This window comes from Kitasatospora sp. NPDC101176, from assembly GCF_044768035.1.
Taxonomy (GTDB): Bacteria; Actinomycetota; Actinomycetes; order Streptomycetales; family Streptomycetaceae; genus Kitasatospora.
Genome location: NZ_JBIWPA010000003.1, coordinates 149,319 through 161,947 on the forward strand (window position 1 = coordinate 149,319; position 12,629 = coordinate 161,947).

At 74.1% G+C, this 12,629-nt stretch carries 13 protein-coding genes; 9 read left to right on the forward strand and 4 right to left on the reverse strand.

Translation table 11 applies throughout. The features are described 5' to 3' along the window. The first annotated feature begins 1,429 nt into the window (after nucleotides 1-1,429). The 5 genes from ACIRS1_RS05875 to ACIRS1_RS05895 all read left to right on the forward strand — a co-directional run bounded on the left by ACIRS1_RS05875 (nucleotide 1,430) and on the right by ACIRS1_RS05895 (nucleotide 4,732). Nucleotides 1,430-1,555, forward strand: a complete 126-nt coding sequence (locus tag ACIRS1_RS05875) for an albusnodin family lasso peptide (RefSeq protein ID WP_402837735.1) — start codon at nucleotides 1,430-1,432, stop codon at nucleotides 1,553-1,555. A 72-nt stretch (nucleotides 1,556-1,627) separates the two neighbouring features. Beyond that, nucleotides 1,628-1,972 carry a hypothetical protein gene (locus ACIRS1_RS05880; protein WP_402837141.1) on the forward strand — a complete coding sequence of 115 codons (345 nt, stop codon included), beginning with the start codon at nucleotides 1,628-1,630 and terminating at the stop codon, nucleotides 1,970-1,972. A gap of 9 nt (nucleotides 1,973-1,981) precedes the next feature. Next, entirely contained in the window at nucleotides 1,982-3,439 is a 1,458-nt protein-coding gene (locus tag ACIRS1_RS05885) for an albusnodin/ikarugamycin family macrolactam cyclase (protein WP_402837143.1), read from the forward strand. Then, on the forward strand, nucleotides 3,436-4,170 hold the full coding sequence (locus tag ACIRS1_RS05890) for a lasso peptide biosynthesis B2 protein (RefSeq protein ID WP_402837145.1): 735 nt from the start codon (nucleotides 3,436-3,438) through the stop codon (nucleotides 4,168-4,170). The genes ACIRS1_RS05885 and ACIRS1_RS05890 overlap by 4 nt, the downstream gene beginning before the upstream one ends. 7 nt (nucleotides 4,171-4,177) lie before the next feature. After that, nucleotides 4,178-4,732, forward strand: a complete 555-nt coding sequence (locus ACIRS1_RS05895) for a GNAT family N-acetyltransferase (protein WP_402837737.1) — start codon at nucleotides 4,178-4,180, stop codon at nucleotides 4,730-4,732. Between the two features lie 109 nt (nucleotides 4,733-4,841). Here the strand turns inward: ACIRS1_RS05895 and ACIRS1_RS05900 are convergent, their stop codons facing one another. From ACIRS1_RS05900 to ACIRS1_RS05910, 3 genes are all read right to left on the reverse strand, one after another. Further along, on the reverse strand, nucleotides 4,842-6,590 hold the full coding sequence (locus ACIRS1_RS05900) for a methyltransferase (protein ID WP_402837147.1): 1,749 nt from the start codon (nucleotides 6,588-6,590) through the stop codon (nucleotides 4,842-4,844). 96 nt (nucleotides 6,591-6,686) lie between these two features. Further along, complete coding sequence (locus ACIRS1_RS05905) at nucleotides 6,687-7,898, reverse strand: 4-hydroxybenzoate 3-monooxygenase (RefSeq protein ID WP_402837149.1); 1,212 nt, start codon at nucleotides 7,896-7,898, stop codon at nucleotides 6,687-6,689. A gap of 116 nt (nucleotides 7,899-8,014) precedes the next feature. Next, nucleotides 8,015-8,557 (reverse strand): hypothetical protein, encoded by a 543-nt coding sequence (locus ACIRS1_RS05910; RefSeq protein WP_402837151.1) that lies wholly within the window; start codon nucleotides 8,555-8,557, stop codon nucleotides 8,015-8,017. A gap of 220 nt (nucleotides 8,558-8,777) precedes the next feature. Between ACIRS1_RS05910 and ACIRS1_RS05915 the strand changes: the two genes are divergently transcribed. The 4 genes from ACIRS1_RS05915 to ACIRS1_RS05930 all read left to right on the forward strand — a co-directional run bounded on the left by ACIRS1_RS05915 (nucleotide 8,778) and on the right by ACIRS1_RS05930 (nucleotide 11,884). Continuing rightward, nucleotides 8,778-9,497, forward strand: coding sequence for a response regulator transcription factor (locus tag ACIRS1_RS05915; protein WP_402837153.1), 720 nt, complete (start codon nucleotides 8,778-8,780; stop codon nucleotides 9,495-9,497). Nucleotides 9,498-9,505: 8 nt separating this feature from the next. Continuing rightward, nucleotides 9,506-11,023, forward strand: a complete 1,518-nt coding sequence (locus tag ACIRS1_RS05920; RefSeq protein ID WP_387902490.1) for a sensor histidine kinase — start codon at nucleotides 9,506-9,508, stop codon at nucleotides 11,021-11,023. A gap of 217 nt (nucleotides 11,024-11,240) precedes the next feature. Continuing rightward, the gene (locus tag ACIRS1_RS05925) at nucleotides 11,241-11,675 is read left to right on the forward strand and encodes a hypothetical protein (protein ID WP_360210464.1); all 435 of its coding nucleotides are present in this window, start codon (nucleotides 11,241-11,243) and stop codon (nucleotides 11,673-11,675) included. Next, nucleotides 11,672-11,884, forward strand: coding sequence for a hypothetical protein (locus ACIRS1_RS05930; protein WP_402837157.1), 213 nt, complete (start codon nucleotides 11,672-11,674; stop codon nucleotides 11,882-11,884). The genes ACIRS1_RS05925 and ACIRS1_RS05930 overlap by 4 nt, the downstream gene beginning before the upstream one ends. A gap of 86 nt (nucleotides 11,885-11,970) precedes the next feature. Here ACIRS1_RS05930 and ACIRS1_RS05935 read toward each other — a convergent pair whose 3' ends face one another. Further along, the gene (locus ACIRS1_RS05935) at nucleotides 11,971-12,552 is read right to left on the reverse strand and encodes a hypothetical protein (RefSeq protein WP_402837159.1); all 582 of its coding nucleotides are present in this window, start codon (nucleotides 12,550-12,552) and stop codon (nucleotides 11,971-11,973) included. Nucleotides 12,553-12,629 lie beyond the last annotated feature (77 nt).

Here is a 12,629-nt window from a genome sequence, read left to right on the forward strand (position 1 = left end):
CCCGGCTTCAGCGAGAGCGCCCGAGAGCTGTGCCCCGAAGAACGCCCGGTCCCGTCGCGCGAAGTCGCCACGGGCAAGGTACTCACGGAACAACTCCACCGCGCGCTCCGGTTGACGGGCTTCGCGGAAGCAGATCGCTGACTGCACCATCAACCGCTCTGCCGTGTACGAGTCTCCGAGCGGGCCCGTACAGGTCACTGCCCCGGCGACCTGCCCGGCCGTGTCGAGGGCTGCGTGCGCCCGGTCCAGGGTGCCTACGATCTCGTCCGATGTCGCACCGGTCAGCGCGAGCGCGCGCGCTTCCTGTTGAAGTGCCTCCGCTCTGGGCCGGGGAGGCAACGTCCAGGGGCCCCGGGTGGCGGCACTGGCGAGATCTAGCATCCGCCCCGGGTCAGTGCGGTCGGCGGCCTGAGCCTGACGTAGCAAGACGTACGCGTGCATCGGCCCGTCTCCGGTCAGGGTCGCCCATTCCTTCGACTGGCTGTGCCAGTAGATGGTCTCGTGCGCCGGAGAACCTGCGTCCCGGTGAAGCCAGGCGGCGAGTTCCGCTGCCCGGGCACCGAGGTTCAGCAGCTCCTTCCGGATGTCTTCGGGGGCTTCCCTGGCGGAGTGGTTGATCGCCGCGAGAATGCCGAGCGATCTCGGCAGAGCCAGTCGGGGCCCGATGACCCCGTCCGTGTGGGCTGTCTCGTCCAGCGCGGCCCGCAGGTGTTCCACAAGTCGGTGGTCGGCGTAGCGACGGGCGTCCCGCTCGGCGGCGGTGATGTGGTCGAGAGCCGCCAGGCCGAGCACGGGCTTGGTTCCGGCCGCCAGCAGACCTCCCAGGAATGTGCGACGGAGCACGCTCCCCCCTTCCTCGTGCCGACCCTGCCTGCAAGTGTCGGCGTGCAGGGCCCGGCCCTCTGCCGAACGGGTCGGACGGACGAACCCGAGGTCTTCCAACGGCAGGCCGAACATCATGTCCAGAATCCGGCGGGCATCCCGGTTGGGCCACGTGGGTTTGTTCGACTCCCACCGCCGCACCTGTCGAACCGAGATCCTGGCCCGCTCGCCGCAATCGCGGGCGGTGGCGTCGTACGCCTCGGCGAATTCCTCCTGCGTGCGCCAGCCATGCTCGGACCTGGCTTTGACCAATCGCCAGTTTCCGTACTTGTCATTGGACATGACCACCCCCGAAGGCCTCTACCGTAGCCATCGAGTTCCACTGAGGGCGGTCGCTGACACCCCTGCACGCTGATGTGTCCTGCGATGTGTCCTCTGGTCCGGCCTCGTCCGATCGCCGGATCCGCGGTGAACTGGTCAACCAGCGACCCTGTTGGGACAGGCGCCGCACCAGGCCCGGGGCCCTGCGGGGTTGCGCCAGTCACCCGTCACGGGAAATACGACCGGCACCCCTGACAGGAAACCGTCTCGCAGGAAGGTCAGACCCCTGATCGAACAGGTCACCACCACGGAGGACGACGCAGCCATGGTCGAGCTCGGCGACGCCGCCGAGCTGACCGAGGGCCAGGGCGGCGGCAGCAGCGAGGACAAGCGCCGCGCCTACAACTGCTGATCCCTGCAGGTGGGGCGCCTCGATCGGCGCCCCACCTCGTCGTCCTGGCCCCCTCCCCCCGAAGGAGACGACGTGATTTTCGGCGGACACAGCACGGCGCACGGCCTCCGGCCGCAGGGCGCCGCCCCCGTGCACCCCGGCGCGTCCACCTGGTGCCTCGGCACCGGTCCTGCCTGCACGGCCACCAGCCCCGACGGTCGACGCCACGTAGTGATCCTGGGCCTGTGTGGCGCATCCGACTTCGAACTGCGATGTCTGGCCGGAGCCACCACGCCCTGCGACATCGAGTGGCGGTGGCCCGGCACCTATGCGGTCGTCGAGGAGAGCCTCGCCGCAATCATCGTCCACACCGATCCGAGCGCCGCATTCCCGGTGTACGCGACCCGCTGGTCCAACGGATGGGCTTGGTCCACCTAGACACGGTTGTTGGCCGCCCTGACCAGTGCCGACGTCGATGCACAGCGCCTTGCCTGCGCGGTCTTCCTTCCGTCCGTTCCCGCTCTCGCCGGGGCTCGCACGTTCTTCACCGGCGTCGAACAGCTGCTCCCCGGCGCCCGCATCGAGCTACCGGCTGATGGCAGCCCACTGCGGACAACCCCACGGTGGCGCCCTGACCAGACAACCGAAGGCCCACCGCACCAGCGCCTGCGGGCCGCACTCACCGCCGCCGTCTCCCTGCGGGCCGACACCGACCCGGGCCTGTCCTGCGACCTGTCCGGCGGCCTCGACTCCACCAGCGTGACCGTACTCGCTGCCACCACGCTGCCCCCAGGCCACGCTGTGAACGCGGTGACCGTCCATCCCGTCGGTGACGAGTCCGGCGCCGATCTGCGCTACGCGCGCCTGGCTGCCGCAGCCCACAGTGCCGGGATCACCCACCACCTGATGCCACTCACCGCAGAGCATCTGCCCTACAGCGCGATCACCGATGTCCCAGCGACCGACGAACCCGCCCCGTCCACCCTCACCCGGGCGCGGCTCACCGGCCAGTTCCGGTGGATGACCGCCACCTTCGGCACCACCACCCACCTGACCGGCGACGGTGGCGACTCCGTCCTGTTCCAGCCCCCCATCCACCTGGCCGACCTGGTCCGCAGCCGTCGGCCCTGTCGGCTGCTCAGCGAGGCTCTCGGCTGGGCTCGGCTACGACACCGGCCGGCCGCCCCCATCCTGCGCGACGCCCAGGCCGCGGCCCGCACCAGTCGGCGCCAGGCCCTTACCGATCTCGCCCACACTGTCGGCACCGTCGGCGGCCGCAATGACCACGGCGCGGTCCGCTGGTTCTCCCTGTTGCCCTTCCCGGCGTGGGCCGACCCGTCCGGGCGGCATCTGCTGGCCGCCGCCGCTACTACCGCTGCTCTCACCCCGGACGCGCACGCCCACGTCGACGCGTCGGTACGGACCCTGGTGGACGAGATCCGCGAAGTGGCCCGCACCGCCGCGGCGGACTCTGTCATGGCCGCCGCACAGGGCATCACCCTGCACAACCCGTTTCTCGACCCGACCGTGGTCGACGCGGTCCTGCGGACCCCACTCGACGACCGGCCACCCGTCCATGCGTACAAGCCGATGCTCGGTCGGGCCCTCGCCGACGTGCTGCCCCCGGCCATCGCCGCCCGCACCACGAAAGGCAGCTTCGACGCCGACCACTACGCCGGGATGCGCGCTAACCTCCCCACCCTGCTCGACCTCGCCGACGGCCACCTCGCCTCCCTCGGCCTGCTCGACCCCACCCGGTTTCGCACCGCGCTCCGGCGGGCCGCCGCCGGCATCCCCGGCCCGCTCGCCACTATCGAACAGGCACTGGCCGCCGAAGCGTGGCTGACCGCCCACCGTCGCGACCCGGTGCCCGCGTGGGAACAGCAGGGGGTGGGAACCGCGTGACCACTGTGCCCCGCTACGGTTTCGCCCATCGTCAGGTCCGCGCCCTCGACTTCGGCCACGTCGTGGTCCTGATCGACTACCGCACGGGCCGCGTGCAGTGCCTGCTCCCGGCCGCCGCTTCCCGGTGGCACGAGGCCGCCCGAACCGGCACCACCGAACCGCTCGGTGACACCCTGGCCCGGCAGCTGTTCGCCGCTACGCTGCTGGTGCCTGCTCCCGCGCCTGCACCGTGGCCTCGGCCACGGGCGGCGCGAACAGCGGCCGCGAGCTGGGGAAGCGCCGAACACGCCGCCGGCACTACCCGGCCCCACCAGATGCCCGCAGCGGCCGTGCTCGGTGCCGGTGCCGCCTTGGCCTCCGTCTTCGCCGCGAAACATGCCGGGAGCCCAGCCCGCGCCATGCACCGCGTCACCGAGGCCGTACGCCTGGCAGCGTCAACGGTTCGCCGCGACGCCACCCCCGCCGAGGCGCACGCCGCCGTCGCCGCCATCCGTCGGGCAGCCTGGTACTCACCGGGCCGGACCGCCTGCCTGGAACAGTCCGCCGCCGCCGTCCTGCTGCTCGCCGGCCGACGGCGTGGCATCACCTGGTGCCACGGCGTGGCCGCCGACCCGGTGCGCCTCCACGCGTGGGTCCAGACTGGGGACGGGACGGCCGTCTCCGAACCGGACTCGACCGCCGCCTACACGCCCGCCCTCACCATCGGAGGCCGCCATCAGCAGCAGCCATGACTCCGTCCTGTGGCTGGCCGACGGTCCCTGCGGCCTCGGCCCCTACCGAGCCGACCTGGTCGAAACGTACTGGCGGTGGGAGCAGGACCCCGCGCTGCTGGTCGGCTACGGCCGCCAGCAGCCCGAGTCGCTGGAAGCCCGCACCGAGGGTATGCAGCACCAGCTACGCGGCGACAACATCCGTTTCACCGTCTACGACCTGACCGGCGACACGCCGGTCCCGGCCGGGGTGGCCACTCTGCTACCCGATCACTCCGTCCGCACCGCCGAGTACGTGGTCATGCTCGCCCCCGAGGCGCGTGGTCAGGGCATCGGCACCGCCACCACCCGCCTGGTCCTCGACTACGGCTTCCACGTCACCAACCTGCGCATGATCTGGCTCAAGGTGCTCGCGCCCAACCTCAGTGCGGTACGGGCGTACGAGAAGGCGGGGTTCCACCGCAGCGGCGCACTCCGCCAGGCCGGGTACTGGCTCGGCCAGGTGTGCGACGAATTGATCATGGATGCCCTGGCGGCCGAGTTCACCGGCCCTTCCGTGGTCGCGAAGGCCCTCGGATCCTGACCCTCATCGAGGAGGAGCAGCCGGTGGCCGGCCGGGAGCCGAGCCGCCCCAGTCGCCCGGGCCTGGTCCGACGAGCCCGGGGCCCGGGCCTCTTGTGAACTCCAGGGTGCTACGCGGGCCGGGCCGCCATGGTGGTGGCCGGGGTGGGGACCGGGGGGCGGGTGGGGCTGGGGAGGGTGGCCCTGCGGGCGTGCAGGAGGGTGGCGCCGAGGGGCAGGGGGGTGCGGTCGAGGAGTTCGAGGCCGGCGTCGGCGAGCAGGCGGGCGTAGTGGTCGGCGCGGCGTTCGCGGCCGCCGGTGTTGCACCGCATGTGGAGGTCCCAGGCGGTGGCCAGGGAGGTGGAGGCGTCGACGGGCAGGACGCGTTCGACGATGAGCAGGTCGGCGTGGGCGGGCATGGCGCGGGCGCAGTGGCGCAGGATCTCGCGGCAGCGCGCGTCGTCCCAGTCGTGCAGGACGCGGGAGAGCAGGTAGAGGTCGGCGCCCGCGGGGACGTCGGCGAAGTCGCCGCAGCGGTAGGTGCAGCGGTCGCCGCAGCCGGCCGCGTCGAGGGCTAGGCGGGCGGCCTCGACGACGTGGGGGCGTTCGAGCAGGACGCCGTGCAGGTGGGGGTGGGCGGTCAGGATGCGTCCGAGGAGTTCGCCGTTGCCGCCGGCGATGTCGACGACGGTCCTGGGGGCGGGTGAGCGGCCGGCGGCGGTGACGGCCGGGTGGGCGGGGACGGGTTCGAACATGCGGGAGCTCGCGGCCATGGACCGGTCGAAGAGGTCGGCGAGTTCCGGGTCCCGGGCGAAGTGGTCGAAGTGGTTCTCGCCGAAGAGGTGGTCGAAGGCGGCTTCGCCGGTGCGCACGGTGTGTTCCAGTGCGGCGAAGGACTGGTAGAAGGGGCCGCCGTACATCAGGGCCAGTGCCCGCATCGAGTCCGGGGTGTCGGTGCGCAGCAGGGCGCCGAGGTCGGTGAGGCGGAAGCCGTCGCCGTCGGGGGTGACGACGTCGAGCATGGCGAGGTAGTGCAGGAGGGTGTCGAGGGTGTCGGGGTGGGTGCCGGTGTGCCGGGCGAGGGTGGCGGTGGTGGTGGCGGTGCGGGGGTTCAGGGCGTCGGCGAGGCCGAGGCGGGCGCAGACGGCGAGGGCCTGGGTGGTCCAGGCGCCGGTGAGCAGGTGCAGGAGGGTTTCGGCGGGCTGGTGGGCGTGGTGGCGGGCGAGGTGGGTGGCGAGGATGTCGGGGTGTTCGCCGCGGACGTGGAGTTCGAGGCGGCGGTGGGCGGCCTTGGCGTCGGCGGGGGTGGTGAAGTAGAGGACGGTGGCGTCCTCGTGGGGGTTGTAGCCGCCGCCGTCGGGGGTGGCGTCGTGCCGGGCGAGGAGTGCGCACAGGCCGCGCAGGACCAGCGGGTCGGGGTGTTCGACTTCGAGGGCGAGGTGGGCCTCGTGCTGGTGGGTGCGTTCGTGGGCGGCGATGCGGGTCAGCGGGGAGCCGGGCGGGACGGTCAGGGCGAAGACCTCGACCTCGCGGGTTTCGCGGCCGGGGCCGAGGACGGCGGGGCGCAGGATCCTGACGTCGAGTTCGGCGGGGTCGTGGTGGTGGCGCCGGGCGAGGCGGTCGCGGACGACGACGCTGGGGATGGGGGGCGTGTCGAAGGCCATGCCGCAGGCGGCGAGTTGGGCGTGCAGGGTGGGCTGGTCGGGCGGGAAGACGAGCAGGGCGGCGTGGGCGAGGCGGCAGTGGGCGGCCAGGGCCCACAGTTCGGGGCCGTCGAGGCCGGGGAGCAGGAGCGGGAGCAGGGCGGCGGTGTCCTGTTCCCGGACGAAGGCGGCGGTCTGGCGCAGGCGGGTCTCGTCGTCGGGGGGTGTCGTCGTCATGGCGGGGCGTCCTCGGTGCGGAGTGCGGAGTGCGGAGTGCGGGGGTGGTGCGGGGGTGCGGCGGTGTTGGCGGTCTTGGGGGGAGGGGCGGGCGGTTCAGACGCCGACGTAGTTCTCGGCGAACCAGTCCTGGTGGGTGCGGGAGGTGCGCAGCGAGGCGAGGCGGGAGCGGCGCAGGGATTCGTGGAAGAACGATTCGCCGTGCGGCGGGCCGGGCTCGGCGTGCAGCAGCCGGATCATCCAGAGGGAGAAGTCCTGGGCCCGCCAGATGTGGGTCAGGGCCTGGGCCGAGTAGCGGTCGAGGGCGCCGCGGTCGCCGTGGGCGAGGGTGTCGGTGAGGGCGTCGGCGAGGAGTTCGGCTTCCAGGACGGCGAGGTTGGCGCCCTTGGCGGCGGAGGGGCTGATCAGGCTGGCGGCGTCGCCGGCCAGCAGGAGCGAGCCGTGGCGCAGCGGCTGGACGACGTCGGATTCCAGGTCGACGACGGTGCGGTGGACGATCGGGCCGTGGTGCAGGGGGCCGTGGTCGGCGGCGCGCATCCGGGTGTCGAGTTCGTGCTGGATGCGGTCCTCGGTCCAGGCGTCGGCGGGGGTGCCGCGCTCGTACTGCAGGTAGTAGCGGGTGACGTGGGGGGTGCGGGCCATGTGGCCGGCGAAGCCGTGGGGGTGCAGGGCGTAGCCGACGGCGTCGAGGCTGGGCGGTGCCTGGGCGAGCAGGCCGAGCCAGGTGATGCCGTGGTCGCGGTGGTGGCGGGCGGTGCCGGGGGGCAGGGAGCGGCGGGCGGCGCCGTGGCGGCCGTCGCAGCCGGCGACGTAGCGGGCCTGCCAGTGGTCGGGGCGGCCGTCGGCGTCGCGCACGGTGACGGTGGGGCGGGTGCTGTGCGGGTCGGGAACGGCGAGGGCCTCGGTCTCGAAGTGGATGCGGCCGCCGGCGTCGAGGTAGTGGGTGAGCAGGTCGGTGACCAGGTCCTGTTGGGGGTAGACGGTGTGCTGTTCGCCCTGGCCGAGGGTGGCGTAGTCGAGGCGGAAGCGGCCGTCGTCGGTGCGGAACTCGCAGGTGCCGTGCCGGTGGCCGCGCCGGCGCAGGCCGTCGGCGAGGCCGTGGCGTTCCAGGGTGCGCACGGTGGCGGGGGCGAGGAAGCCGGCGCGGGCGCGGGTCTGGACGTGGGCGCGGGTGGTGCGTTCGAGGACGGCGCAGTCGACGCCGTTGCGGTGGAGGAGGTTGGCGAGGAGGAGTCCGGCGGGCCCGGCGCCGAGGATGACGACGTCGGCGGTGTTCCGGGGTGCTGGGGTGTTCTGACGTTGCGTCACAGGGAGTGGATCATAATCGGCGCGAAATACATCGAAGTGCAGAAATCACCCGAAGCAGTGAATAGGATGATTTCCTTCGCGGTCCCGGGGTGTCTGGACCCGGCTCCGATGGCGCCTCAGAGCACGAATTCGACCAGGCCCGCGACCAGCCCGACGGCGATGCCCAGCGCCGCCACCCCGCCCAGCCCGACGAAGAGGCCGACCACCAGGGCCCCGCCGTCCGGGGTCCTGCCGCGCCAGGCGCCGATCAGCAGCCAGCCGGCGGGGGCCGCGCCCAGCGCGAGGATCACGGCCGCCACGATGCCCGCTTTCACCGCGGGCGAGGAGGAGGGCTCGTAGGCCACGCCGCCCGCCAGTCGCGCCGTGAGCCGGGCGCCGGCCGGGTGTTCGCCGGTCGCGCCCTTCAGCAGGATCGGCCGGGCCTGCTCCGGCGGGGCGCCGGCGGGCGTGAAGCGGCCGACGCAGTCGGTGCCGTCGTCGCCCCCCTCGCTGTCGTACGCGTCGTAGCAGCGCTCCACCAGCACCACGCCGTCCGCGGGCCCCAGGCCCATGGCCGCCGCCATCCGGTCCGCGGCGGCCCACCAGGCCAGTGACGCCGCGCCCGCCAGGAACGCCGCCGCCAGTACGGCCGCCGCCGCCCGCGCCATCGTCCGCCCCATGCCCCGCCCCTCCCGCACGCCCGCTCCCCCGCACCGCTCCCCTGCCCGGTGGAGGCGGGCCGGAATCAGCTTCCGGAGAGGGTGGCGATCAGGCCGCCCTCCGAGCACCTCGGGCCCGGACTCCGCGACGAGGGGGCGGGCGCACCGCCCCTCCCCTCCCCGTTGCCGCGGCCCACGGGTCGTGTGAGAGAGTCGGCGGCCCGGAGGTGAGGAGAGGGCGATGGACGGGAGCGCGGCAGTGGCCGGGACCGGCGGCGGCCGGGTCCTGGTGGTGGACGACGACGCGGCGATCCGGCGCACCCTGGAGCGCGGCCTGCGGTTGAGCGGGTTCACCGTCGCGCTGGCCGAGGACGGCGAGAGCGCGCTCGCCGTGATGCTGCCGGCCGCACCGGACGTCCTGGTGCTCGACGTGTCGATGCCCGGCATCAGCGGCGCCGAGGTGTGCCGCACGCTGCGCGCCCGCGGCGACGACGTCCCGGTGCTGATGCTCTCCGCCCTGGACGAGCCCGCCGACCGGGTGGCCGGCCTGCAGGCCGGGGCGGACGACTACCTGGTGAAGCCCTTCGCCCTGGAGGAGCTGGTGCTGCGGCTGCGTGCCCTGCTGCGCCGCCGCCCGCCGCAGCCCGCCGACCGGGTCGCGGCCGGGCCGCTGCTGATCGACCCCGGGACCCGGCAGGCCCTCCTCGACGGCGAGGAACTGCGGCTCACCCGGCGGGAGTTCGAGCTACTCACCCAGCTGGCCAGGAACGCCGGGCTGGTGCTCTCCCGCGAACTGCTGCTGGAACGGGTCTGGGGCTACGACTTCGAGGTCCGCAGCGACGCCGTGGACACCTTCGTCAGCTACCTGCGGCGCAAGACCGAGGCCGGCGGCCGCCCCCGGCTGATCCACACCGTCCGGGGCGTGGGCTTCGTGCTGCGCGCGCCCGGCGGGAACGGGTAGCGGCCCCCGTGAGGCTCTCCACCCGGATCGCCCTGTGGGCCGCCGCCGTGGTGCCGCTGCTGGTGGTGCTGGCCGGACTGCTCCTGCTGCCGCTGGTCGGGCGCGACCTGCGCCACCAGCAGGACACCCGGCTGGGCGACCGGGCCGCGGCCGTCCTGCCGGGCGTGCGCGCCCTGGTGGCCGCCGACACCAAGGGGCGGCCCAAGGTCGAGCAGAACCAGCAGCGCAAGGTCCTGGACGCCGCCCTGGACTCGGGCGTGCGGGTCGCCGCCGCGGACGGCACCGTCCTGCTGTCCGTCGGCCCGCAGCCCGCCGACCCGCAGGCCTTCCCCACCGCCCCGGGCGGCCCGGCCACCGTCCACGACCAGGGCGGCGCCTGGCGGGTGCTGACCGTCCGGATCTCCGGCACCGGGGCCAACGGCGGCAGCGGCACCCTGTGGGTGGTCGCACCCGCCGGGCAGGCCGACACCCAGACGGCGGCGGTGCGCCGCCGGGTGCTGCTGGTGGCGGCCGTCGCCGCGCCGGTCGCCGCCCTGATCGGCTTCGCCCTCGCCGAACGCGCCACCGCGCCGCTGCGCAGGCTCAGCCGCCGGGCGGCGCAGCTCGACCCGGCCGCGCCCCCGGCCGCCGGTGACGGGCCTGCCGCCGATGGGAGTCCCGGCGCCGGCGGCGGACCGGTCGGCGCGCAGTTCACCGCGGAGCGCAGCGGCACCGTCGAGGTCGACGAACTCGGTGCCGCCCTGGCCCTGTTGCTCTCCCGCTACGACGAGCAGGCGCGGCGCACCGCGCAGGCTCTGGACACCGCGCGCTCGTTCTCCTCCGCCGCCTCGCACGAGCTGCGCACGCCGCTGATGAGCCTGCGCACCAACCTGGACGTGCTGGCCGCGCATCCGGACCTCGCGCCCGGCGAACGGGCCGAGGTGGTGGCCGAGTTGCGCGAGGACCACGCCCGGCTGCTGGACCTGCTGACCGCGCTCGGCATGCTCGCCCGGGGCGACCTGGTGGAGGCCGACTCCTTCGGCTGGGTCGACCTGCCGGACCTCGTCGACGCGGCCGCCGCCGAGGCCCGGCGCCGCCACCCGGAGGCCGTCCTCACCGTGGACGTCCCGGCGGAGCTGCGGGTGTTCGGGTGGGAGTCCGGGCTGCGGATCATGCTGGCCAACCTGCTCGGCAACGCCGCCGTGCACGGGCGCGTCGGCACGGATCCGGCCCGGGTGGCGGTCCGCCTGACGGCGGCCGGCGCGCTCGCGGTGCTGACCGTCGACGACGCCGGGCCCGGGGTCGCGCCGGGCGAGCGGGAGGCGGTCTTCCACCGCTTCCACCGACGCCGCGACAGCCCCGGGTCGGGGCTCGGGCTCACCCTGGTCGCCCAGCAGGCGGCGCTGCACCGGGGCGGCGTGCGAATCACGACGCCGCCGGACGGGGCCGGGTGCCGGGTGGAGGTCGGCCTGCCGCTGCCGGTCAGCGAGGCGCCGACCGTGGAGCTGCCGGGGCGGCGGGACTGGATCTCGGGCGAGCAGCACTGAGCGACGGCGGCGGCCGGGCTTCGGGCGCCCGCCGAGCCGCCGAGCCGCCGAGCCGCTGTGGGCGTTCCACAGGGAATCCACAAGAAGCCGTCCTACGCTCCCGGTCGTCCGGCGCCCCCGGCCGCACGTCGGGGGGTCGCCGGGTCTGGACGCTCGTCCGTGACCGGCGCGCTGCGCGCCGCGCCCGCGGACGCAACGGAAGAAGGAAGGGACTCCCATGCTCGTCAACCGCATGCCCGTCGCCCGCCGGGCCGCCGCCCTCGGCGCCCTCGCGCTGGCCGGCTCGCTGCTGGCCGTCGCCCCCGCCCAGGCCGCCGGCTCCGGATCCTCGGCCTCCGGTGCCCCGACCGCCAAGGCGGCGCCCACCGGCGACGGCGCCAAGGGCATCTGCAAGCGGCTGCCGAAGACCGAGGAGCGGGTCACCAAGGCGCTCGCCCGGCTGGGCGGCGACGCGACGGTGGTCGGCTCGGTCTCCCGGCTGCAGCAGCGGGTCACCAACGCCAAGACCGCCGGCCACACCGAGATCGAGACGCTCCTGAACGACCGGCTGACCGCCCGCAAGGCCCTGGTCACCACGCTGCAGACCCGTCAGAACGACCTCAAGTCCGTGGCGACCTGGTGCGCCGCCAACGGCGAGGGCGGCTCCAAGTGACCCGCCGCCCGGCCACCGTGCTGGCCACCCTCGTCCTCGCGGGGACGGCCCTGCTGACCGGCTGCGGGCCCTCGGGCTCCGGCGCGGGCGCCGACAAGGGCGCCGGTGCCGCCGACAGCGGACAGGTCCAGGACATGCAGCACAAGCTCGACGCCGCGGAGAGCGCCGCGGCCCAGGCGGATGCGGACACGGCGGCCGACAACGGCTGACCGGGCGGGCGCCCCGGCCGCGCCCCGGACCGGGGTCGGATCCGGGGCGCGGTGCCGGGGCACGGTGCTCTCCGCGGCGTCGGGGGTCAGAGCCCGAAGTGCCGCACGGCGCGCTCGGCCACCACGTCCGGTTCCAGGTGCGTGTTGTCGATCCGCAGGTGCGCCCCGGGGAGGTGGGCGAAGTCGTCGACCGAGTTGAGGCGGTACCTGGCGTCCATGCCGACCAGGTTGTCGTCGGACCACGCCAGGTCGCGCTTGGAGGCCTTCTCCGCCAGCCGGGACTCACCCGCGTTGCGCTCCAGGCGGACGTCCTGGTCGGCGGAGAGCTCCAGGAACAGCACCCGCGCGCCGCGCTCGCGGAACGGGGCCGCATAGCGCTCGACGAGCGCGGCGTCCTCGGGGTCGTCGAAGTCCCACACCAGGGTGAACACCAGGCCCGGCAGGTCGCTGGCGGCGGCCTCGGCGAAGATCTGCTCGCGGAAGCCGTGGTTGAGGCGCTGGAACTGCGGCGACTGGTAGTCGAACAGCCTCAGCAGCGGCTCGATGGTCAGGTGGTTGTGGAAGAGCTTGAACCCGGTGCGTTCGGCGATGGCGCCGCCCACGGTCATCTTCCCCACCGCGGCCGGGCCGATGACGAAGAGCAGGGTCGGGCAGGTGCTGTCGGACATCGGGACAGCATAGGCACCGTCATGATCTTGGTCGACCACCGGACCCCGGTCAGCGCCGTGACCGGGTCCGGCAGGTG